Annotated in this window: 25 protein-coding genes; 18 read left to right on the forward strand and 7 right to left on the reverse strand. The window is 46.5% G+C overall.

What is annotated here, in order from left to right; translation table 11 throughout:
• Positions 1-140: 140 nt before the first annotated feature.
• Positions 141-545, forward strand: a complete 405-nt coding sequence (locus KB559_RS20255) for a VOC family protein (RefSeq protein ID WP_211024474.1) — start codon at positions 141-143, stop codon at positions 543-545.
• A 93-nt stretch (positions 546-638) separates the two neighbouring features.
• Here the strand turns inward: KB559_RS20255 and KB559_RS20260 are convergent, their stop codons facing one another.
• Complete coding sequence (locus KB559_RS20260; protein WP_211024476.1) at positions 639-1376, reverse strand: SDR family oxidoreductase; 738 nt, start codon at positions 1374-1376, stop codon at positions 639-641.
• 25 nt (positions 1377-1401) lie between these two features.
• Positions 1402-1656: an Atu4866 domain-containing protein gene (locus tag KB559_RS20265; RefSeq protein ID WP_211024478.1), complete on the reverse strand. Its 255-nt coding sequence runs from the start codon at positions 1654-1656 to the stop codon at positions 1402-1404.
• Between the two features lie 204 nt (positions 1657-1860).
• On the opposite strand from KB559_RS20265, the gene KB559_RS20270 reads away from it, so the two are divergent.
• The 9 genes from KB559_RS20270 to KB559_RS20310 all read left to right on the forward strand — a co-directional run bounded on the left by KB559_RS20270 (position 1861) and on the right by KB559_RS20310 (position 9123).
• Complete coding sequence (locus tag KB559_RS20270; protein WP_211024480.1) at positions 1861-2763, forward strand: AraC family transcriptional regulator; 903 nt, start codon at positions 1861-1863, stop codon at positions 2761-2763.
• A gap of 235 nt (positions 2764-2998) precedes the next feature.
• The gene (locus KB559_RS20275) at positions 2999-3421 is read left to right on the forward strand and encodes a DoxX family protein (protein WP_211024482.1); all 423 of its coding nucleotides are present in this window, start codon (positions 2999-3001) and stop codon (positions 3419-3421) included.
• 151 nt (positions 3422-3572) lie between these two features.
• The gene (locus KB559_RS20280; RefSeq protein WP_211024484.1) at positions 3573-4076 is read left to right on the forward strand and encodes a hypothetical protein; all 504 of its coding nucleotides are present in this window, start codon (positions 3573-3575) and stop codon (positions 4074-4076) included.
• 136 nt (positions 4077-4212) lie between these two features.
• On the forward strand, positions 4213-5406 hold the full coding sequence (locus tag KB559_RS20285) for a winged helix-turn-helix domain-containing protein (protein WP_211024486.1): 1194 nt from the start codon (positions 4213-4215) through the stop codon (positions 5404-5406).
• Positions 5407-5536: 130 nt separating this feature from the next.
• Positions 5537-6412, forward strand: coding sequence for a DUF4261 domain-containing protein (locus KB559_RS20290; protein WP_247681977.1), 876 nt, complete (start codon positions 5537-5539; stop codon positions 6410-6412).
• An 84-nt stretch (positions 6413-6496) separates the two neighbouring features.
• Positions 6497-7114, forward strand: coding sequence for a hypothetical protein (locus tag KB559_RS25275; RefSeq protein ID WP_247681978.1), 618 nt, complete (start codon positions 6497-6499; stop codon positions 7112-7114).
• A gap of 213 nt (positions 7115-7327) precedes the next feature.
• Positions 7328-8044, forward strand: coding sequence for a hypothetical protein (locus KB559_RS20300; protein WP_211024488.1), 717 nt, complete (start codon positions 7328-7330; stop codon positions 8042-8044).
• A 54-nt stretch (positions 8045-8098) separates the two neighbouring features.
• Positions 8099-8839 (forward strand): YwqG family protein, encoded by a 741-nt coding sequence (locus tag KB559_RS20305; RefSeq protein WP_211024490.1) that lies wholly within the window; start codon positions 8099-8101, stop codon positions 8837-8839.
• 47 nt (positions 8840-8886) lie between these two features.
• Complete coding sequence (locus tag KB559_RS20310) at positions 8887-9123, forward strand: DUF6953 family protein (RefSeq protein ID WP_114498669.1); 237 nt, start codon at positions 8887-8889, stop codon at positions 9121-9123.
• Between the two features lie 145 nt (positions 9124-9268).
• On the opposite strand, the gene KB559_RS25280 is transcribed toward KB559_RS20310, so the two are convergent.
• From KB559_RS25280 to KB559_RS20320, 3 genes are all read right to left on the reverse strand, one after another.
• On the reverse strand, positions 9269-9610 hold the full coding sequence (locus KB559_RS25280) for a hypothetical protein (protein ID WP_247681979.1): 342 nt from the start codon (positions 9608-9610) through the stop codon (positions 9269-9271).
• The gene (locus KB559_RS20315; RefSeq protein WP_211024492.1) at positions 9603-9944 is read right to left on the reverse strand and encodes a PadR family transcriptional regulator; all 342 of its coding nucleotides are present in this window, start codon (positions 9942-9944) and stop codon (positions 9603-9605) included. The genes KB559_RS25280 and KB559_RS20315 overlap by 8 nt, the downstream gene beginning before the upstream one ends.
• Positions 9945-10157: 213 nt before the next feature.
• Positions 10158-11177: an alpha/beta fold hydrolase gene (locus tag KB559_RS20320; protein WP_211024494.1), complete on the reverse strand. Its 1020-nt coding sequence runs from the start codon at positions 11175-11177 to the stop codon at positions 10158-10160.
• A gap of 143 nt (positions 11178-11320) precedes the next feature.
• Here KB559_RS20320 and KB559_RS20325 point away from each other — a divergent pair, with 143 nt between their 5' ends.
• The 6 genes from KB559_RS20325 (at position 11321) to csaA (ending at position 15592) form a co-directional block, all read left to right on the forward strand.
• Positions 11321-12208 carry a LysR family transcriptional regulator gene (locus KB559_RS20325; protein ID WP_211024496.1) on the forward strand — a complete coding sequence of 296 codons (888 nt, stop codon included), beginning with the start codon at positions 11321-11323 and terminating at the stop codon, positions 12206-12208.
• A gap of 126 nt (positions 12209-12334) precedes the next feature.
• Positions 12335-12973, forward strand: a complete 639-nt coding sequence (locus tag KB559_RS20330) for a histidine phosphatase family protein (RefSeq protein ID WP_211024498.1) — start codon at positions 12335-12337, stop codon at positions 12971-12973.
• Positions 12974-13089: 116 nt separating this feature from the next.
• A complete protein-coding gene (locus KB559_RS20335; RefSeq protein WP_211024500.1) occupies positions 13090-13665 on the forward strand; it encodes a TetR/AcrR family transcriptional regulator in 576 nt (191 codons plus the stop codon).
• A 269-nt stretch (positions 13666-13934) separates the two neighbouring features.
• On the forward strand, positions 13935-14786 hold the full coding sequence (locus tag KB559_RS20340) for an SDR family NAD(P)-dependent oxidoreductase (protein ID WP_211024502.1): 852 nt from the start codon (positions 13935-13937) through the stop codon (positions 14784-14786).
• Positions 14787-14893: 107 nt separating this feature from the next.
• Entirely contained in the window at positions 14894-15217 is a 324-nt protein-coding gene (locus tag KB559_RS20345) for a putative quinol monooxygenase (protein ID WP_211024504.1), read from the forward strand.
• A 42-nt stretch (positions 15218-15259) separates the two neighbouring features.
• Complete coding sequence (gene csaA / locus KB559_RS20350) at positions 15260-15592, forward strand: chaperone CsaA (RefSeq protein WP_211024507.1); 333 nt, start codon at positions 15260-15262, stop codon at positions 15590-15592.
• Between the two features lie 238 nt (positions 15593-15830).
• Here the strand turns inward: csaA and KB559_RS20355 are convergent, their stop codons facing one another.
• Positions 15831-16763, reverse strand: coding sequence for a methyl-accepting chemotaxis protein (locus tag KB559_RS20355; RefSeq protein ID WP_211024509.1), 933 nt, complete (start codon positions 16761-16763; stop codon positions 15831-15833).
• A 168-nt stretch (positions 16764-16931) separates the two neighbouring features.
• On the opposite strand from KB559_RS20355, the gene KB559_RS20360 reads away from it, so the two are divergent.
• On the forward strand, positions 16932-17810 hold the full coding sequence (locus tag KB559_RS20360) for a MerR family transcriptional regulator (RefSeq protein ID WP_211024511.1): 879 nt from the start codon (positions 16932-16934) through the stop codon (positions 17808-17810).
• A gap of 100 nt (positions 17811-17910) precedes the next feature.
• On the opposite strand, the gene KB559_RS20365 is transcribed toward KB559_RS20360, so the two are convergent.
• Complete coding sequence (locus KB559_RS20365) at positions 17911-18432, reverse strand: helix-turn-helix transcriptional regulator (RefSeq protein ID WP_247681981.1); 522 nt, start codon at positions 18430-18432, stop codon at positions 17911-17913.
• Positions 18433-18635: 203 nt separating this feature from the next.
• On the opposite strand from KB559_RS20365, the gene KB559_RS20370 reads away from it, so the two are divergent.
• The gene (locus tag KB559_RS20370) at positions 18636-20216 is read left to right on the forward strand and encodes an MFS transporter (RefSeq protein WP_211024515.1); all 1581 of its coding nucleotides are present in this window, start codon (positions 18636-18638) and stop codon (positions 20214-20216) included.
• Positions 20217-20312: the final 96 nt, after the last annotated feature.

Genomic DNA, 20312 nt, shown 5'->3' on the forward strand with positions numbered 1-20312 from the left:
TACGGTTATCTCACAGCCTAAAATCACGATAGAAAAACTTTAAAGCGCTACTGACATAACGTTGTCAGTAGCGCTTTTTTATAATTGGACATGTAAATATGACACGCCAAACCTGTTATTACTAGGAAGGATGATATCTTGTGAATTTCGCTTCTGTACGCATCATTACTGACGACGTGGACCGTCTCGTCGAGTTCTATGAGAAAGTCATGGGGGTTTCGGCAGAGCGGCCCGCGCCCGTATTTGCCGAACTCATTGTGCCATCAGGCACACTTGCCATCGGCCACTCCCAGACAGCGCAGCTATTCGGTGCCGGTTCCGTAGTGGGGGCCAACAATCACACTGTCATCATTGAGTTCCGCGTCGACGATGTCGAGGCCGAATATGTGCGCTTGAAGTCGTTTGTCGATGATTGGATCATGGAACCGACCACGATGCCATGGGGGAACCGTTCTATTCTGTTCCGCGATCCCGACGGCAACCTTCTTAACCTCTTCGAGCCGGTGACCGAGGATGCGATTAGACGTTTTAAAGATAGAAATTGACGAGAACACCGGTATGTAATCTAGATCCTCTGGACAATCCAAATGGGTACCGATTTTATCGTCAACTGAACAATCCCCCACCTAAAACTTTGGTCAGGTAAGCTGGGCTGTAGGCCGGACGACCAGCTCGTTTACGTCGACGTCTGCCGGCTGCTCTATGGCGTAGGCGATGGCGCGAGCTATGGCGATGGCCGGGAGGGCATCGCGGCGGTAAGTTTTCATTATTTCCTTGGCTTCGTCGTCTGAAATGCTCTCTGCAAGCTCGGACTCCGTCACACCAGGAGAAACGAGCGTGACCCGGATGCTGCTGCCAACCTCCTGACGTAACCCTTCCGTAATGGCACGGACAGCGTATTTGGTCGCACAGTATACTGCTGCAGTCGGCGAGACTGCGTAGGCACCGATGGAAGCCACGTTAATGATGTGACCGGATTGTTGTTCGTTCATAACGGGGAGACCCGCAGCAATGCCGTGAAGAACGCCACGGATATTGACGTCGATCATTCGGTTCCATTCGTCGACTTTCAAGGCTGACAAAGGAGAGAGAGGCATCACACCGGCATTGTTCACTACCACATCTACACGACCAAACCGGCTTTGCGCCAAGTGGATGATTTCCTGCATTTGATCGATATTTGTAACGTCCAACTGTTGATAAGCGACGGAGCCTCCTTCGGCCTCAATGAGGGATGCCAGGGCTTTCAGCCTCTCCACGCGTCTGGCACCCATGACGACATGGGCCCCCCGGCTGGCGAGAAGTTTCGCCGTCGCTTCGCCGATGCCACTACTTGCTCCTGTAATCAAAACTACTTTCCCATTTATTTCGGGCATTGAACATTTCTCCTTTTGCATTTGATTATTTTTCACGGTAGAGAACCATGCCGGCATGATAGAGAACCGAATCGCGGAAGTCGCCGTCCGCTATAAATCCTGTATCATCCACATACTCGATATGGTCGCCTACGATGGTGTATCTGCCTTGGTAGGCGCTCTTCCGCTTTCCACGTGCTTCGTCATATCGCCCGTTCGGCAGCAGTTCATGCCGGATGTAACCGTCTTCTGTCACCCACATACCGACATAGGGATGAGATTGTTCCTGTTGAGTACTCATTGAATGTTCTTCCTCCATTTTGTGATTCTGGACAGAATTCTGCCCGTCATTCGTTTCTCGGTTGCCGTGGTTTGCACTTTCTACATATTCATTATCATTACTTCGGCAAGAAAGGTGGTAGCCGGATCATATACAGTGATTGCCTAATCCTCCAGAAAAGAATAAAGTTTAGATAATCTTATGGAATAGAAAGGGGAGAAAAGGATGGATGAATGGTTCGAGAAACAAAGGAGAGAAATGCTGCGGATCATTAAAAAGTTCACACCGAAGGACGGAACGCATGATACGGAAGTTCCCGGTTTGCGCTTGATTCGTTCTTCCCGTTTATCGGAGCCGGTATACTCTGTCTATGAGCCTTCCCTTTGCGTGGTGGCGCAGGGTTCCAAGGTGGTGATGCTGGGGCAAGAGGTGTATCAGTATGACCCGAGCAGTTATTTAACCGCTTCGGTACATCTGCCGATTACAGGGCAAGTGGTAGGGGCGTCGAATGAAACGCCGTATTTAAGCCTGCAGATTCTTTTTGACATGAATCAAATTCTTGATGTCATTCAGGCATCCGGTGATGTCACCCGGCCAGAAAGGGAGGCCAGCCGGGGATTGAAGGTAAGCCGGGTGAATGATACGCTACTAGATGCCGTCTTAAGGCTTCTGAAACTGGTCGAAACGCCGCGGGATATCCCGGTGCTTGCGCCTTACACTATGCGGGAAATCATTTACCGGGTGCTTCAGAACGAAAACAGCGCTGCGCTGATGCAATTTGCAGTGGCCGGAAGCCATGCACATCGAATTGCGGGGGTCGTTGAGAAGCTTAATCGCGAGTTTGCCCAGCCTTTGCGCGTAGAAGAATTGGCAGCGGAGGCCCGTATGAGCGCTTCATCTTTGCACGAACATTTTAAGCAAGTCACGGGGATGAGCCCGATCCAGTTTCAAAAGCAGATTCGATTGCAAGAAGCGCGCCGGCTGCTTTTCTCCGGATCGATCGATGCGGCCGAAGCTGCGTTTCAGGTCGGGTACGAGAGCCCGTCGCATTTTAGCAGGGAATATGCACGGATGTTTGGGATGCCGCCGGTCCGGGACGTACGCCGATTGCGGAGCTCTATTGTTTGATCAAAATGGCGACTTTTTGGAGTCCATGATGGCATCAATTCATAAGCAACTTAATCAAGGAGCACGCCAAAGCGTACTCCTTTTTTATTTTCGCCGATAGACCCGTTGAGCTGATCCGAATCCAATTGTAATTAGTTTCCTAAACAGTATCATAATTTGACATGATTAATGTTTATTATAAACACATCAAATAGGAAAAAGCATTTGACCAAATCAAATAATAGGAGGAATGAAAATGAGTATGACTATAGCAAACGAAAAAAACGCGAAAGTAGAATCCCGCCCTGTTGGAAGGTTGGCTGCCTATTGGACGGTCACCATTATACTCGCATTCTCAATTACATTAAGCGGTATCGGGCAACTGATGCGATATGGGGGTAATGTCGATCTAGTGACCGATATTGGTTTCCCGTTATATATCACAAACATTCTTGGAGCTTGGAAGTTGCTTGGAGTCATTGCGATCGTAATGCCAGGCTTACCCCGGCTTAAGGAATGGGCGTATAGCGGTATCTTTTTTCTAATGACGGGGGCGGCTTTATCTCATGCATTCGCTAACGATTACGGCGATTACGGATTCAATATCATTCTTCCGCTTTTCTATGCCGCGCTTGGCATCGCCTCCTGGGCGTTGCGTCCGAAAAGCCGCAGGCTCTAATAGGATTGAGAATTTATACAAAGGAGGCACCCGGCCGGGTGCCTTAAGACTCGTAAGAGTTGATTGGTTCACGCTTCAGCACTATGATCGTTTTAACGGAAAGTAGGTATCGTTCATTACATAATCCAGTAAGTTTAGGCAGGTGAATTTCATGAGCTTCAAAAAAATTTTTATAGGTCTTGCCGTTGTAGTATTGGTTGTGGCGGCAGGATACGTGTTTAGCGATATGTATTACAAAGCGAAATATGATATTTTCAAGGAGCATCACGAGTTGTTTGAAGCTGTGAAAGACGAGACAGAGCTTCTGATGAACAAGCAGGAGGAAGCAGGTGATACCGGGGTTACAATACTCTACAACACCGGTGGCAATGCTTCAATAGATTCCTTCGACGAGGTTGTGAACCCAAGCCTGCAAAACAAAATCCAGGAGCTTGATGTATTGTCTGAAGGCAAACTGAGTATTCTGCGGTACAGTAAACAAGGTGGAGAGAGCCTGATTCAATTTTTGTTCGACTGGGAAAGCGCTTATGGGGACCCTTACCACATTGTGTATTGCGAGAGTCGCGATATACTCGTAAATGATTATGACAGTGAGCATATGGAGTACGTGTTGGATAAGCTGAAGGATAACTGGTACGGGATTGCACTAAAATAGACAATGACTTTCGCTCGGTAAGTATTATTTGTACGTATTTTCCAGATCAGGAACAAATGTTTGTGTTTTTTCTTTTCTTTTGAGTAAATAATTTGTATGATAAAAGAAAAGTGAACGAAAGAGGAGCCTTGCAAACATGATCCAATTAACAAACCGCCAGGCACGGCAATTTCTGTTGTTGAAGCATGGACTATTGGGTGAGTATAAATTTAGTGGGAAGCAAGGCGTATTGGATTTTGCCCGGCAGGTCGGCTGTATTCAATACGATCCCATCGATGTTTGCGGAAAAAATGCCGAATTGGTGCTGCAGTCGCGAATCAAGGGATTTACCAAGGGATTGCTCGCCGAATTGCTGTATGAGGATAGAAGCCTTGTCGATTACCCCGATAAAAATCTGGCCATTATCCCCGTCGAGGACTGGCCGTATTTTGAGCGTTACAGACAGGCTGCGAGGCAACATGCCGAACGCTATCCGGAAATGGAAGCGCTGACAGCGCAAGTGCGGGCTCATATCCAAAATCAAGGTGTACTAAGTTCGGATGATTTGAAATTGGATGGAGATTTCTCTTGGCAATCGGCCATCCATTGGAGCGCTGGAAACAATTCATCGCGATCCGTGCTGGAACAGATGTATTCGACGGGTGAGTTGATTATCCATCATAAAAAGGGAACGCGTAAATACTACGATTTGGCCAAGAATTACATACATGCAGATCTGCTGAATGCATCAGAGCCGCTGGAGGATGAGCTGGAGCATCATAAATGGCGGGTATTGCGCCGGATCGGCGCTGTCGGCCTTTTATGGAATCGTGCGTCAGATGCATTGCTGAATATTTGGGGGTTGAAAGCAGCACAGCGCAACGAGGTTTTTCGCCAGCTATTAGACGAAGCCCGCATTGTTGCTGTTGCCGTGGAACATATGAAGGATATGCTGTACTGCCGCGTCGAGGACTTAACGCTTATTGAAGCCGTCCTGCAAAACCCGGAGCCGAAATTTCGCTGCGAGCTGATTGCTCCGCTGGACAATTTGATGTGGGACAGAAAGCTGATCAACGATTTGTTTGGCTTCGATTACACCTGGGAGATTTACACGCCTGCAATCAAACGGAAATTCGGCTATTATGTGCTGCCTCTTTTATATGGAGAGAGCTTCATTGGACGAGCCGAGATCATCGCGGAGCGAAAGTCCGGAACGCTCGTGGTTAAAAACATCTGGTACGAGAACGGTGTAAAGCAAACAACGCAATTGCGAACAGCCTTGAACCGTCGTCTCCAAAAGTTTGCGTCATTTAACGGGTGTGAGACGATTTTGACGGAGTCTATGAACTGATATATCCTGCATTTGTATAGAGAGTGGTTAAGATCAGACTTTGGAATCAATTTCCTTTCCAGACTTGCGTGAATCGTGCGGCTATCTCTATAGTAGAGGGAACGACATACGAACGGAGTGGTAGGGAGAAATGGAGAGCGAACGCGTACTTCAGCAAAATTTAGATGAAAAAAGTGAGTTTCAGCGGTTGTTTCAAATGTATCTGCTATTTGAGGATAAGGTGGAGCGGCCGAATGCGGAAGTTGTCCGGAACGCTTTAGAATCCCGATGCGGGAAAACGGATACCGTGTCGCCAGACGACGTATTGTCGTCGTTTGCCGTAGAGGCTTATAAAGTAGCCTACCAGGAGGGGGAACTGCCGGCTCAGGTCATGATGGCAGACGTTACTCCGTTTAAACAGGAGACAATTACCGACTTGGAGCGCACCCAGTTTTGGACGATGCCGGATGCGGAGGATGTCCTGCAGGAATGTCACTATAAGCTGCTGATCAGCGATTTCATGGCGGCGGGGCTGGACTATAAATCGCGCAGTTCTTTATTGGCGGATTGGCTGGAGGCTGCCGTAAGCTTGTTCCCGACCTGCAAAGCGATCTGGATTCCATCCAGCGGGAAATTGCTGTACCCGGCCGAAATTACGGATAATCCATTCGAGGGAGCTGCTAGGTTCTTGCAGTTCGGCATGAATATCCGCTATTTTACGATTCACGGGACCGAAGACAGCTTGATCGATTCGCTTGGCCTCTTTGCGCTTGGCCTTCCGGATGTCCAGTACCATTTTCATACCTTGGATCCGAATGAAGTGTCGCAGCATGCCTTCAATGTCGCAGCCTACTTGTTTGAAGCGGAGGTGCCGGTGAGTGACGGCGAGACGATCGCCGGCTTGCTGGACGGGGAAATGGCGCCGGACGTGCAATGGCCTTGCAGATTTGAAATGGCGCTGATCCAGCCTTCGAGAGAAGTGATGGACGTCTGTCCGGGCGAATATGCGGCAGGAGGACGAGAATAAAAATTGGGAGCACGCGGTAGGTTTACCGTACTTTAATGACTTCGTATTTTGGATGATAAAACTCTGCAAAGGAGTCATAATGTTATGCCTTTACAGCTTCACAAGGAATCGATGAAGTACTTAACGACGGCCTCCCTTCGGGAAAATGATCCTAAGTTTATCTCCGCAATAAGTAATGTAGACTATGAGTCACTAACAACGGATGAATCAAAATGGATAGAGCAACTGTATTTTAAATTGAAAAATATCGCGCTGCGAAATAAAATTCTGTATGGTCTCATCCACTGCAAGGAATTGGAGCTGGAATCGTTTTTTCGAAACGCCTATAAAAAGGAACGATACTTGGACATGAGACTCCTCGCGATCCGTGGGCTGGCACATTATGCCTCAGAGGAAGAGATCAACAAGGTCATTGATCATTTCCTTAAGATCTTGATCAAAAGGCCGGAGACTACCCCTTATAACTACCAAGAATATGAGTTTTTAAGATCTGCTTTCGGGCTGCCTTTCTTAATTAAAACCTACGGATATCCCTGTTTTGAAAAAGCACTTCAACAAGTTGAGAAACAGTATGAGGATATGCCGGAAGCATTCAAGGGGCATTTTACTTTTGATGAAGACGGAAAGGCAGTACAGTTGAGAAGTCCATACGAGACGAAAGTAATGATGGAGCGTTTTTTTGCGTCACAGTCCAATCACTAATCTTGTCGTACAAACCGAAGAGAGCAGCACGGGAGCGGCAGTCACTCGTGTTGCTCTCTTTTTCTGAACCGGGCGGCGGTTCGGTGAGAACGAATTTAATAAAAAAGGCAGGATATTGTGCGGGCAACTTTGAATATTTGGAGGAAAATAACTTATTGTGAGGTATGTATGATGAGCATAGAGTATAGGATGCCGACGCTGCTTCAACAAATCATGAGCTGGGAACGAGATTTTTCCGGAGAAGTAGAGTATCTGGATACCCCAACAGGGCTTTTCTTGAGTATTGATTTTCACGAGAGGGAGGGGTACTTCTGTACTCCAGTGGACTCCCTTCCGTTTGCGCATACTGGAGGGGACGGTATACATTACGCGCTTTTAACTGACTTTGGTCTTGTTAAAGATTTGGATGAAGCGCCCGTGATCCGGGTTTCACCGATGGATTCCGATCGCGTACGGCTTATTGCTCTAAATCTGCATGACTTTTTCTCATTACACTTTTTTGACGAATTGGTATTACTGAATGAATATTCGAGTGAAGAAGCGTATCTGGAGAGTGTTCGTAAGGAAGAGGCCCGAGATCTGAATTCAGAATGGTTTGATCATAATCGATATAAACGTGAGAAGAAGAAGGTCTTGAACGAAGTCCAGGAGGTGTTTGACCTGGCACCTATTACAAACCCGGTTCAATACCTGCAAGAAATTCGAATCGGACGGAGTTTACAGACAACAATTTTGACGGAGGATTCTCTGGGTATATTAACCACGTCCTCTGAAATTGCGAAAGAGAAAGAAGCACTTTTTGCCTCGATTCGGGACTTACAATATACAGCTTCCTGTGACAGGGTTATAGTTGAGCGCCATGCGAATGAACTTCTCCAAATGGGAATGACCCATGAGGCAGAATCGTTACTCGCCCGATTGTTACGCTAACGGGGAATGCTCTGAGCTAAGCGGGGAACAAGATTAAGATGGGAGGTACCTAATTTGATAAAATATGAGATTCCTGAAGTGTTGAAAAAGCATGAAGATATAATTAAAAGAACGTTTAGGTATAGCAATGAGATAAGTTTTAAACGGGAAGATACAAAACCATGGGAGAGCAAATTAGGCGGCTGCCCCTACTTGAAGGATATTAAGGATTACCCGATGGATGAAGCTGGAGAACCCATGTTGTTTATAGCGCAAATAAATCTGGCGGATCTTGAAAACCTGGACGAATTACCCGACAAGGGGCTGCTGCAATTTTATGTTGTAAATGAAGAGATGTTTGGTTTAGAAAGTCCTGTTCTAGTGAAATATATTGAAGATTATGAAGAAAATGAAGAACATTTAATAAAGGACAATCCCTTTGAAGATGAAGAGTATAAGATGAATCTTCCCTTTTCACATAGTGGAAAAATGTATTTTAAAACAAGGGAAATGCCTATGTCTTCCTCACTGGATTTATTTCATGAAACTTTTAAGAATAAGCTTTCAGAGGTAGAATATGAGAAACTGAGCGAGGATTGCTACAGTAGTGACAGCAGAATTGGTGGATATCCTTATTTTGTTCAGAATGACTACATAGGTTTTGATGAAAGTGATTTCCTTTTGTTGCAGCTGGATATAGAGGATGAATGCGGTATTATGTTTGGAGACGCCGGGAATTGCGTTTTCTCTATTCCAAAGAATGCTTTGAAGAATAGGGACTTTTCAAAAGTAGTGTATGACTGGCAATGCTGCTGAACCCTACCTTAATGGGGCAATAAGCGATTAGAAAGGAGCATAAACCTATGGAAGTAACCGCACAGGAAGTGGCTGAATGGATGGTCAAGGAAATCAGGTCTACGGGAACGCTATACCAGACCGATGCGATTGAATATGTGAAGACCCATTTCGGCGAACAATTCGTATTCGTGAATGAGAATGGAAATACATCGCTGTCTAAAGAGGTGAAGAAGGCCTTCCGCAAACTCCACGGCGGCAGAATTGCTTGGGACCGCGACGGATTCTTTTGGGCTTGGACCTGAGGAGTATTGTGCCGATTAATTAGCGCTGATGAGCTACTGATACGGGGATCACAAAGTCTAAAATCACGACAGAGAGACAAAACAGAGGAGGCGAAAGGTCGGCCACGTGAGTGGTCCGTTCGCCCTTTTGTGGTCTTATTAAAATCTATACTTCAACGGTTGTATCATACTTTAGCAACTTTTGTTTACTATATATTTTTTCGAAAAGAATTCCTGTTAAATAATTAAATACGAGGCCAAAACAAATATGAATAAATGTAAATTTAAGACCAAATGATGTGAATTCATACACTAAAACTGGCAATTTCACTGTTGACCAAGCTAATGCCAGCCCGATAAATAACATGATTGCTAATAAATCTGGTATAACATTGAGAAACATTTTCCATGATTTTAATAATGCCGTTTTTGTCTTGTGTTTGTCTTTTATGAAGGAAATTCCCAAATATATAATGGCTATACTATAGAGAACGATGCCACTAATCATTGTTTTGAACCTTCCACTTCGTATATTTCTCTTGAAAAAATGCTAAATTTCTCATTTTTTCTTCAATATCTATGTGAAAATCCTCCAGTCTTTCCTTTCCAACTGTAGTAATTTTATACATCCTTATCGGTTTGTCTTGAGTAGTTGTATTCAAATAAGATTCAACAGCGCCTTCTTCCTCTAATTTTTTTAGTGTCCGATACAATATGGCACTATCAATAGGGTTGACGGGAAGCTCTTCCTCACATTTCTGTAGAAGTTTCCCCCCATAGTTATCTCCCTCTGTTAAAAACAGCAAAAGAAATGCACCTGTATGTCTCCCTGTATGTTTCATAAAAAGTACCCCCCCTAAATTTAACGAAAGTGATTTGTGGAAACTGTCATTAACAGTTTAGTGTTAATAACACTATACTGTCGATAACAGTATAGTGTCAATATTTTATATTGCAGCTGGATATAGAGGATCATGAAGATGGGGAATAGGAACTATTAATTGCTCATTTGATGGCAGATAGAAGGAGTCGTTATCAAAAAAGTAAATGAAGATCTACCCGTTTGTGCTAAGTGCCAACAAGTGTTTTAGGTTATCATCAATAAATTGATTATCGGCACGATTGATGCCGCGACCTGCAAAGTGACCCCAGATCGACGGGATGGGCTTAAGGATAGCATTAGGTATTAGGTTAGCTTCGTATTGATTATCATCCGCTGTGCAGAAGAGATCCGTGCTCCCGGGCATGATGCAGGCAAGAGCGCTGATGCTTTTAAGCGCCTCATGGAAATCACCGTTATAGGAGGGGTTAGCGCTAATATCTGCATGTTGGCCTGTCCATAACATGGCCAGGACATTGTGCGGATCCATCTTCATAAAGCTAGCTTCCCAAACGCCAGTAATAAAATCCTCCAAGGAGTCAAATCCCAGCTCACGGTAAAGCTCTTCTCGGTAAAACGCATGCGACAATCCCCATCCTGCATAGACGCGGCCAACGGCCCGCATGTTATCAGAAGTCAGCTGGTCTAGCCTGCTTAGATCGAAGCCAACTGCAGACATCAGCGAAGCTTTCAAACTGTCCAGAACCACGAATGTATGAGGCCAAGGCTTGGCTATTCCCGCGAAAGGTGCAATGCGTTCCATCATTTCCGGATAACTTGCTCCCCATTGATATGCCTGAATACCTCCCATAGACCATCCAACGACCAGAGCAATTTTTTGGATGCCGAATTTTTCGGTCACCAGCTGATGCTGGAATCTTACGTTGTCATAAATGGTAACCTGCGGAAAATGGGCCCGGTCGAATGGCGGTGGTGTATTGCTGGGAGACGAAGATAATCCGTTACCCAACAGATTGGGAACAATGATGAAATACTTTTCAGGATCCAGTGCCATCCCGCTGCCAATCAACCATTCATTTTGAAAGTGCTGATCGCCAAAAGCAGTTGGATAGACGATGACATTGTCTTTTTTATCATTTAAACTTCCATACGTCTTATAAGCAAGAAAAGCGCCGGGCAACGTCACTCCTGATTGTAAGGCTACGTCCCCCAGATCAAAAATTTCATAATCCATCGCAGGATCACTCCCTTCCAAATGAAACCACACGTTCATCGGATGATTTCTTGTACTTAGTATAGATCCGTGGTACTTTCAATAAAAGTGAATGAAATTAAAGATAGCATTCAATAATATTGAATTAAAAGGGAGGGAGTAAGATGGAGTTGCGCCAACTGAATACATTTCGCACGGTTGCAGCAACATTAAATTTCACTCGGGCTGCGGAAGTGCTGAATTACGTCCCTTCCAACGTCACGATGCAAATTAAAGCATTGGAGGCTGAGCTCGGTGTTCGTCTCTTTGATCGCCTGGGAAAGCAGCTCGTTCTTACAACCGCGGGTAAGCGCTATTTAACTCATATCCAAGGCGTTCTTGATAAATTGGACGAAGCTCGCAGCGACGTTCATAACAATGAAAATCTAAGCGGCACCCTAACGATAAGTGCCAATGAGGTGATTTGCGCCTATCGGCTTCCGGCTGTCTTTCAACGGGTTCGTTTGCAGCATCCGGGCGTTCGTCTGATCTTCCGCTCCGTTCCCAATCAAGAACTCAAGCAAACACTCTTTGAGGGAACTTCGGATATCGTTTATATGTTGGATGAACCCATTCGCTCAAACGGTCTGACCGTGGAATCGTTGTTGGAAGAAAATTTCCGCTTGTTCGCTCCTCCAGACCACCCGCTCGCAAAACGAACTGTGCTGCAGTTGGAAGATTTTCACGGAGAAGTGTTCCTGACGAATGAAAAGGGGTGTCCCTATCGGACCATGTTTGACCGGTCATTTGAAAAAGAGGGCATTGACAGCATTACGTATTTAGAATTTCAAAGTGCCGAAGCCATTAAACAATGCGCAATTTCGGGGATCGGTATTGCCTTTCTTCCTGACATTGTAACAGCAACCGAAGTTGAACGAGGAGAACTTGTTGCCCTTCCTTGGCAAATTCCAGACCTGCACGTGTATACACAGATGTTATGGCATAAAGACAAGTGGCTTTCACCGATCATGTTATCTTTCATAGAAGCAGCTAGGGATGTGCTAAAGCAATAGCCTTATCCCTTCTGCTCCCGCTGTTACGAAAAAGGGGGAAGGATCGATCTTTTACCCGGTTTAACTCTTGCTCCTTATGGGATACTACTCTATGGTACGCACAAACCCGAAGGGAGCTTCTATATAATGAAAAGGCTGATATTCAGCAGTATATTTTGCATACTCCTCTTGCTTCACACACCTTCTATGGAGGCTTCAGCAGGAATTTTGACATCAAGACCAGCGGACCCCTCGTTGCTAAGTTCACTTCGTCAGGGGGGTTACATTCTTTACGTTAGGCACGGAGAAGCAATCGTAGGAGAGGACTCTCCGAGCCTTGATTTCAAAGATTGTTCTACCCAAAAAAACCTTTCAGAGACGGGGAAAAGGCAAGCTGAAAAGTTCGGTGAGGCGCTACGCAGTTTGCAAATTCCCGTACAAACCCCGGTTCTAGCGAGCCCGTTTTGCCGAACAAAGCAAACTGCAGCATTGGCTTTTGGTGAGGACAAGGTGGAAACCGATCCGTTCTGGGTGAAAATATATAATTTAAGCGATTCCTTGCCTCCTGCCGAACAACAAGGGATATTAAACGACTTCACTTCCGTATTGGAGGAATTACCTCAACCTAAGACCAACAAAGTTATCATTGCTCACAGTTTCCCTCAAGGTATTGGTCTGGGAGAGATCACCAACCTAGGAACCGTAATTGTGAAACCAAGAGGACGGGGCCATGGTTATGAGGTTGTAGGCCGGTTAACTTTAGATGAATTGACAAGCTTACGTTAAGAAAAGAAAGAACTTGTGAAACCCGAAAATCTGACACTTCAGCGGCATTTCGGCTTAATCACAAGCTTACAACCTTCGTCATGGACATAATTATATAGCACTGCTATAATGGGAATATGAACACATATGACAAAATATTGGCGGCTGCTCTTAAGGTACTCGAGGAGGAGGGCGGAGCCCAATTCTCGACGCGAGCCGTAACTGCGATCGCGCAGGTCACAGCTCCTACACTCTACCACCATTTTGGCAATGCCGATGGACTCCTGAGTGCAGCTATAGTAGAAGCGTTCAAACAGTTATTTGAAAGCAAGATTGCCGCTGTGGAATCGACCATTCCAGAGATGGCTCTTCGCCAAGGATGGGATGACTATGTCCGCTTCGCGGCAGCCCGTCCCCGGATTTATGCGGCGATGATGGGGCGATTGCTCGAGGGTGCCCATATCGAGGCGGCAGATCAATCGTACCAAGCACTAGTGCAAAATATTCAGAGAGTCGCCGACGCAGGCAAACTGGCTGTTTCAGCCCAGACTGCGGCAGATCTGGTCTGGGCTTCCGCCAATACGGCCTCATGGCTGTACGTGACGGCCCAAATTCGCAAAGCACCTCCACCCAAGCCCGACGTCGTTGATCTCATTCGGGAAAGTGTAATGCAGATTATTTTGATCCCAAGGCCGGACGCCGATTCAAAATGAGGAATTCGATGACAGATCCTGGAAACGCCAGGCAAGCCTTAATTTAGAAGACGCTTAAGAAAGATCGTTTATCCAACCTGGACCTCCAGGAGGGTGGCGATCTTTTTTATGTTTGAAGGCAACGCCCGCCAAAACGATGTTCAGACCGCAGGACAACACGTTAGAAATTATATAGCACCGCTATAGACAGTTCAGTATATCGGTGCTATAATACCGGTATAGCGGTGCTATACAATGATTCATATCTTTTCAAACTTAGGAGGGTTACGATGTCATCCAAAACTCAAGAAATGGTCGTTGTCACTGGTACGTCCAGCGGCATCGGTAGGGCTACCGCGGAACAACTCGCCGCTCAAGGCTTTCACGTATTGGCGGGGGTTCGTCGTCAGGAAGATGCCGACAAAATCAAACGCAATAATATTGAGCCGGTGATCGTCGATATCACCAATATCGACACCCTAAAGGCGTTGACCGAACGGGTGGAACAAGATCCGCTTGGTCGTCCTTTGCGGGCGGTGGTCAACAATGCCGGTATCGCCGTTAATGCACCTCTCGAAATGGTTCCTCTTGATGAATTGCGCCGCCAGATCGAAGTCAGCGTGATCGGACAGGTGGCAGTGATTCAGGCGCTCACTCCTGCCTTGCTGAACAGCGGCGGACGCGTAGTCAATATCGGATCCGTTGGCGGTAAAATCTCGATGCCCGGTTTCGGGATTTATTCAGCTGCAAAGTATGCGATGGAAGCGATCAATGACAGTCTCCGCAGAGAGATGTCCTCGTTTGGACTCAAGGTCATCATGATTACTCCGGGTGGTGTCAGCACCAGCCTGTCGGAGAAAGGGATTACGACTGCGGATCGGCTGTCCAAGTTGATGACGCCCGATCAGCACAGACGCCATGATCGTCTTTTTGGCGCCGTGAAAGCTCAGGCTGAATCGTGGGCAACGGACGGTATCCCTCCTGAGAAAGTGGCGGAGGTGGTCTCACGGGCCATCCACGCAAATAAGCCGCGCACCCGCTATACGGCCGGCCGCGATTCGGCACTGCTGACCCGACTGGTCCGTATTCTCCCGGATAAACTTCTCGATCGGATGCTCCGCAGCCAGATGAATCTGCAATAACGAGCATTTTTGAATAAAGACACTTGGCATGCACGATTATGAATTCGATCAAACGGTATCCCATTTGATAATAAATTCTTTAAGTAAATGAATTAGGAGGAATCAGCATGAACGATACAAAGGACCGTTACGTTACCGTACTCTGGGAGGCGAGAGCTAAGACAGGAAGAGAAGCCGAGATGAAGGCATTCATGACGGCTGCCGTTACCCCGTCTCGCAACGACCTTGGTAACATTGACTACGAGGCTCACGAGGTAGAAGGTCAGCCTGGCACATTCATCATCTACGAGCGCTGGGAGAATCGGGAAGCTCTCGATCGGCACCTGAACGCCCCACGGATGCACAAACTGGTGCCCCGGCTCTTAGAACTGATGGAAGGATCCATTGAGGAAGGGATTCGTATTCTGCAACCGTTCCGCCCAGCACAGTAAAATGTAACGTTGGGTGGTCCGAGTTCAGGGGGAGGCAAGACCGTGGCAACGATTGATGATTTTGCAGCACTGGATATTCGTGTCGGAACGATTAAGGAAGCGGAGTTTTTTGAAGAGGCAAAGATTCCGGCGATCAAGCTTAAGATTGATTTTGGACCGGGGATCGGGTTGAAATCCTCAAGTGCACAAATCACTAAGCGTTACAAGGTGGAGGAAATGGTAGGAAAGCAAGTGATAGGAATCGTCAATTTCCCTCCTCGGCGCATTGCGGGATTCAACTCGGAGGTATTAATTTTGGGAGGAGTCCCGGCAAAAGGAGATGTGGTTCTATTAAAGCCGGATATTAACATACCTAATGGTACTCCTATTGCGTAAAAATAATTAGGCTATAATCCAGCTTGTATAGTGAAAGAAACGTGAACGAAAGAGTGGCCTTCCAGAGTAGTGATGGTCGTCTGTCCGGGCGAATATGCACTGAAGACGGAATAAGCAGTACTTTTAAGAAGTCCACCCAGTCCGATCACTAATCGTGTCCTCCAAACAATAAAGAGCAGCACGGGAGCGTCAATCCCACGTGTTGCTCTCTTTTCTGAACCTGACGTTGCTTCGACATTCAGTTCAGGATCAGCTTGATTTCATTTGCCTTCTGGTCGAGTTTATGTGCAGCTTCCTCGATGCCCTGGAATTCTCCCACGGCTTGCTGAAGCCGTCGATGGCTTTCAGCGGCAACGAGGCGGTTGCTTTTGGTGCTTCTTCCGATTTCCCGGACGCGTACCTCAATTCCTTCCACGTATCCATTTGCTTCTTTGGTCGCTTGTTCGACTTGAGCTGCAAGCTTGCGAACTTCGTCTGCAACGATCGCGAACCCGCGCCCGTGTTCCTTCGCGTGGGCAGCCTCGATCGCCGCGTTAAGGGCAAGAAGGTTTGTCTGTGAGGCAACGTCTTTTATCGTCCGTACGATCCCGCGAATGGAAGCGGACTGGCGTTCCAGTTGGAGCAGAACGGCCATATTCTCCTCAGCACCGGTCACAACATTGTCGACGGCTTCCTCGATTTCTTTGCTGCGCGCCATGCCTTCTTCGGAACGAGTTAGCAGTTGCCGGGACAATTCCAATAGATCCCCCGTCAACCGGTTAGCCATCTGTTCCCGTTCGTCGATGTTCGTCGCAATTTTCAAGATGCTTGCCGGTTTCCCTTGTTCATTGAAAACCGGTGTATATGTTGCCTCGAGCCAAACATGACGGCCATCTTTTCGTACCCTTTGAATTTTGTCCTGAAATGCCTTACCCTGACGTAAGCCTTCCCATAGCTCCAGGTATTGCGGGCTGTTTCTATATTCAGGCGTACAGAATAAGGAATGGTGCATTCCTTGCATATCGGATGTTTGATAACCCATAGTCCGCGCAAAAATATCGTTGGCATATTGCACGCGGCCCTCCAGATCGAATTCAATCATGGCGAAGGAGCTTTTGATAGCTGCCATCATAGCATAGAGCTTGTTTACCTCGTTCGTTTCTGCCAAAGCGGTTGTATGTTCACGATTCATCATATTGAACTCCTCATGTATGTATAGATTTTATGGATATAATTATACAAAGTCTATACAAGTTTAGCAAGTTCATAGGTTGAAATGAGACTAACCGAATAATTTTTGCCTAATATCTCCTCTTTTTGTATCAATTATGTATAATTAAATAGAGGAGGGAATGTAGAAATGTATAGTATGAAAAAGGCTTCCGAGCTGTTGGGCATCCCGGCGGTGACGATTCGTGCCTGGGAGAACCGTTACGGAGTCATTACTCCAAGTCGGAGCGTTGGAGGACACCGCCAGTTAAGTGATAAAGATTTATCCCGGCTTCGCTTTCTCAAAAATCAAATCGAACAGAATGGATTAAAAATCAGCGAAGCGGTCAATCTACTCCAGCAAAGAGAGTCTATCCCTCCAAAGCAGGCTGCTGAACAAGAAGAGGGCAGCCGTTCATTCGACGGTTTAGTTGACAAGCTATATATGGATTTAACTCAATTTAATACCACACAAGCAGACCATACGATAGATCTGGCCTTTGCACTATATGATTTCGAGGAGACGTTTCGCCATATTTTCGTTCCTGTTTTATATCGGATCGGAACCGATTGGGAGGAAGGAAAGATCAGTGTATCGCAGGAGCACTTCGCCTCAGAAACGATTACCAGGAGATTATCCGCATTGTTTCGGGTGTTCCCCGTTAATCCCGCTCTGCCTGTGGTAGCAGCTTTTTGTCCGGAAGGAGAACGCCACCATCTCGGACTCATGTCGTTTAGCCTCTTTTTGCGTAAGCGCGGGATCAATGTATTGTATTTGGGGCCGGATACTCCACTGAGGGATTTGGACAATTTAATTGAGAGTCAGCACGTATCGTTCATCGCGGCTTCCGTTACCAATGTACGTTATGCGGGCAAGCTTATCGAGTGGATCAAAGCGACCACCATAAATTACCCCCATTTGCGGTTTCTGCTTGGAGGGGCGGCCTTCGACCGGGTGGAAGAGCGTCTTGTTCAAGCTAATGTGCGCTATCTTTCTGCAGATCAATGGGATGATTGGTACAATACATAAATGAGTTTTTGTCGATGAATGGCTTGGCGGCGTCGGTATTCAAAATCAAAGACAATGGACTAAACCACGGTTAGGTAAAAAAGACCCCAGTTCGGGGTCTTTATACGTTATCCGTAAAAGTGATACGGGGAGCCGTATTCTTTGCAGATAGTTTGTCAATCGTCTCCAACAGCCAATCCCGGTCACAGCGGAATAAAGCTATGCGGTGCTCAATGGTGAGATTTACGCCAATGGCATGCTCGACATGTTTAGGAATATTTTCGTAGGTGAACAGGAGTTTCTCAACCGCTTCTAATTTTTTCTTTAGATATCCGATCACTTCCTCGGTTGGCAACTGGTCGATAAAGCATAATCCGATATCCCCCCGTGGGAGATAATCGTCCACATGAACGAGAGATTGTCGCAATAATTTATAGAACTTCTCTTCCCCCGTTGGAGTAATGGAATATACCTGCCTGGATGGGCGGTTCCCCTCTTGCTCGGTTGTTGCCTCAACTAAGCCCTTCTCATGCAGCTTTTTCAATAAGGAATAGGCGGTGGCCTTTTTCATATCGGATACTCGCCCCAAGTTACGCTCGATAAAATCGTTGATTTGATATCCGTGCTGGCTATTCGATTTCAATAATCCAAGAATTAAAAGTATACGCTCGTCCAAAGAGATCACCTTCACATTAATTAATCATTTGCAATTAGTCACGTTTGACTATCTAAAATAATATTGCTAAAATGTAATCACGAATAAATAGTCACGAATGACTATATTCTTTTATTATACACAGGAACCCAAGGGTTCTCAATATTCATATCCTGAATGGGGTGGGAGTTATGAAGCGTGAATTAAAAGCGAGTTTGATCATTTTCGCCATTGGTGTGTTTATGGCAGCGCTGGATAACGGGATTATTACTGCGGCTTTAACGACATTAACCAAAGCTTTTAACGTATCTCCGACATGGGGTGCATGGTCGATCACGGTGTATACATTAGGTTTGGCCATCAGTGTTCCGATTATCGGGAAACTGTCCGATCGATACGGGCGTAAAAAGCTGTTTATTCTGGAAGTCATCTTATTTGGTTTAGGGTCGTTGCTAGTCGCCCTCAGTCCCACCTTTACCTGGTTTTTAGTGTCCAGATTCTTTCAATCCATGGGCGGAGGCGGTATTTTCATAATTGCTAGCTCCTTTGTTCTCAATACGTTTCCCAAAGAGAAGCAAGGTCAGGCGCTCGGTATGCTGGGCGGAATGAACGGGATTGCAGCCATACTTGGCCCAAACATCGGCGCGTTTATTATCGATATGACGGGAAGCTGGCATTGGCTGTTCCTCATTAACGTACCTGTGGCTATTTTACTGTTACTATTCGGGGTCAAATATATTCAGGAAGTACAAACCCTTACCAAATCGCGTATGGACTGGGTCGGCGTATCGGTGCTCAGCTTAGCGATGTTATCCATGATGTACGGTTTAACGATGCTGGATGGCGTAAACTTTGTGGACAGTTTGACTTCACCTGCTTTCCTCGGATTTTTCGGCGCTGGGGTTGTACTGCTGATCATTCTGTATTTTGTGGAAAAAAGGGTGGAAAAAACTTCGATCGACCCGATTTTGCCGACGTTTTTGTTTAAAGATAATTCCTTCCGTTGGACGCTTGTCTTTGCGATGTTCTCGGGTGCCATTATTGCGTCAATTATCTTTGTTCCGGGATTTGTGGAGCAGTATCTCGGCGTGAGCACGGCGGAATCGGGCTATTGGTTTACGCCGCTCGCACTCGCTTCCGGACTTGGGGCGGCTTTCGGTGGACGATTGGTGGATAAGAAAGGTGCTGTCTTTACGTTGCTCGCTGCGAGTGCTATTGCTACAATCGGATTCCTGCTATTCCCGCTATGGGTAACGACGAAATGGGAAATGGTGATTGCCAGTCTCTTTGTCGGCGTAGGTTTCGGTTCGATGATGGGAGCGCCGGTCAATGTGTTAGCAACGGAGAAAGCAGGGGAGAACAAGGGGGTTGCCCTCTCGACGGCTTCGCTTGCTCGCCAGATCGGCATGACACTGGTTCCAACATTGCTTGCTGGATTTATCGCCCGTGCGTTTATGAATATGGGAAATGTCATTCAGAGTAATCTGAAGGAAGCAAATATCCCTTCAACCGGTTCGGATATGATGATGCATATGCCGGCTCAAATGGATTACAACTCGCTGCAAGCCGGGTTCGATCAGATCCCGGATCCAACGATAAAACAGATTATGCTAGATTCGCTTCATCAGGTCGTAGGGAATGGCTATAGCGGATTATTTATGACCTCGGCGATGATTTGTGCCCTATGTATTGTGCTGGCTGCGATTATTGGGTTGGTACGTAAAAAGGAAAAGAAGGTTGGTTTGAAGGCGGAAATACCTGCAAACCAGTAATTTATATTATGAAGAAGCAGGTGGTGATCATTCACCGCCTGCTTCTCTTTCTTTTTCGCGCAATGACCCGAGGCTTTCTTCTAGGGCGTGCCGGCC

Source organism: Paenibacillus sp. Marseille-P2973 (genome assembly GCF_018101095.1).
GTDB lineage: Bacteria > Bacillota > Bacilli > Paenibacillales > Paenibacillaceae > Fontibacillus > Fontibacillus vini.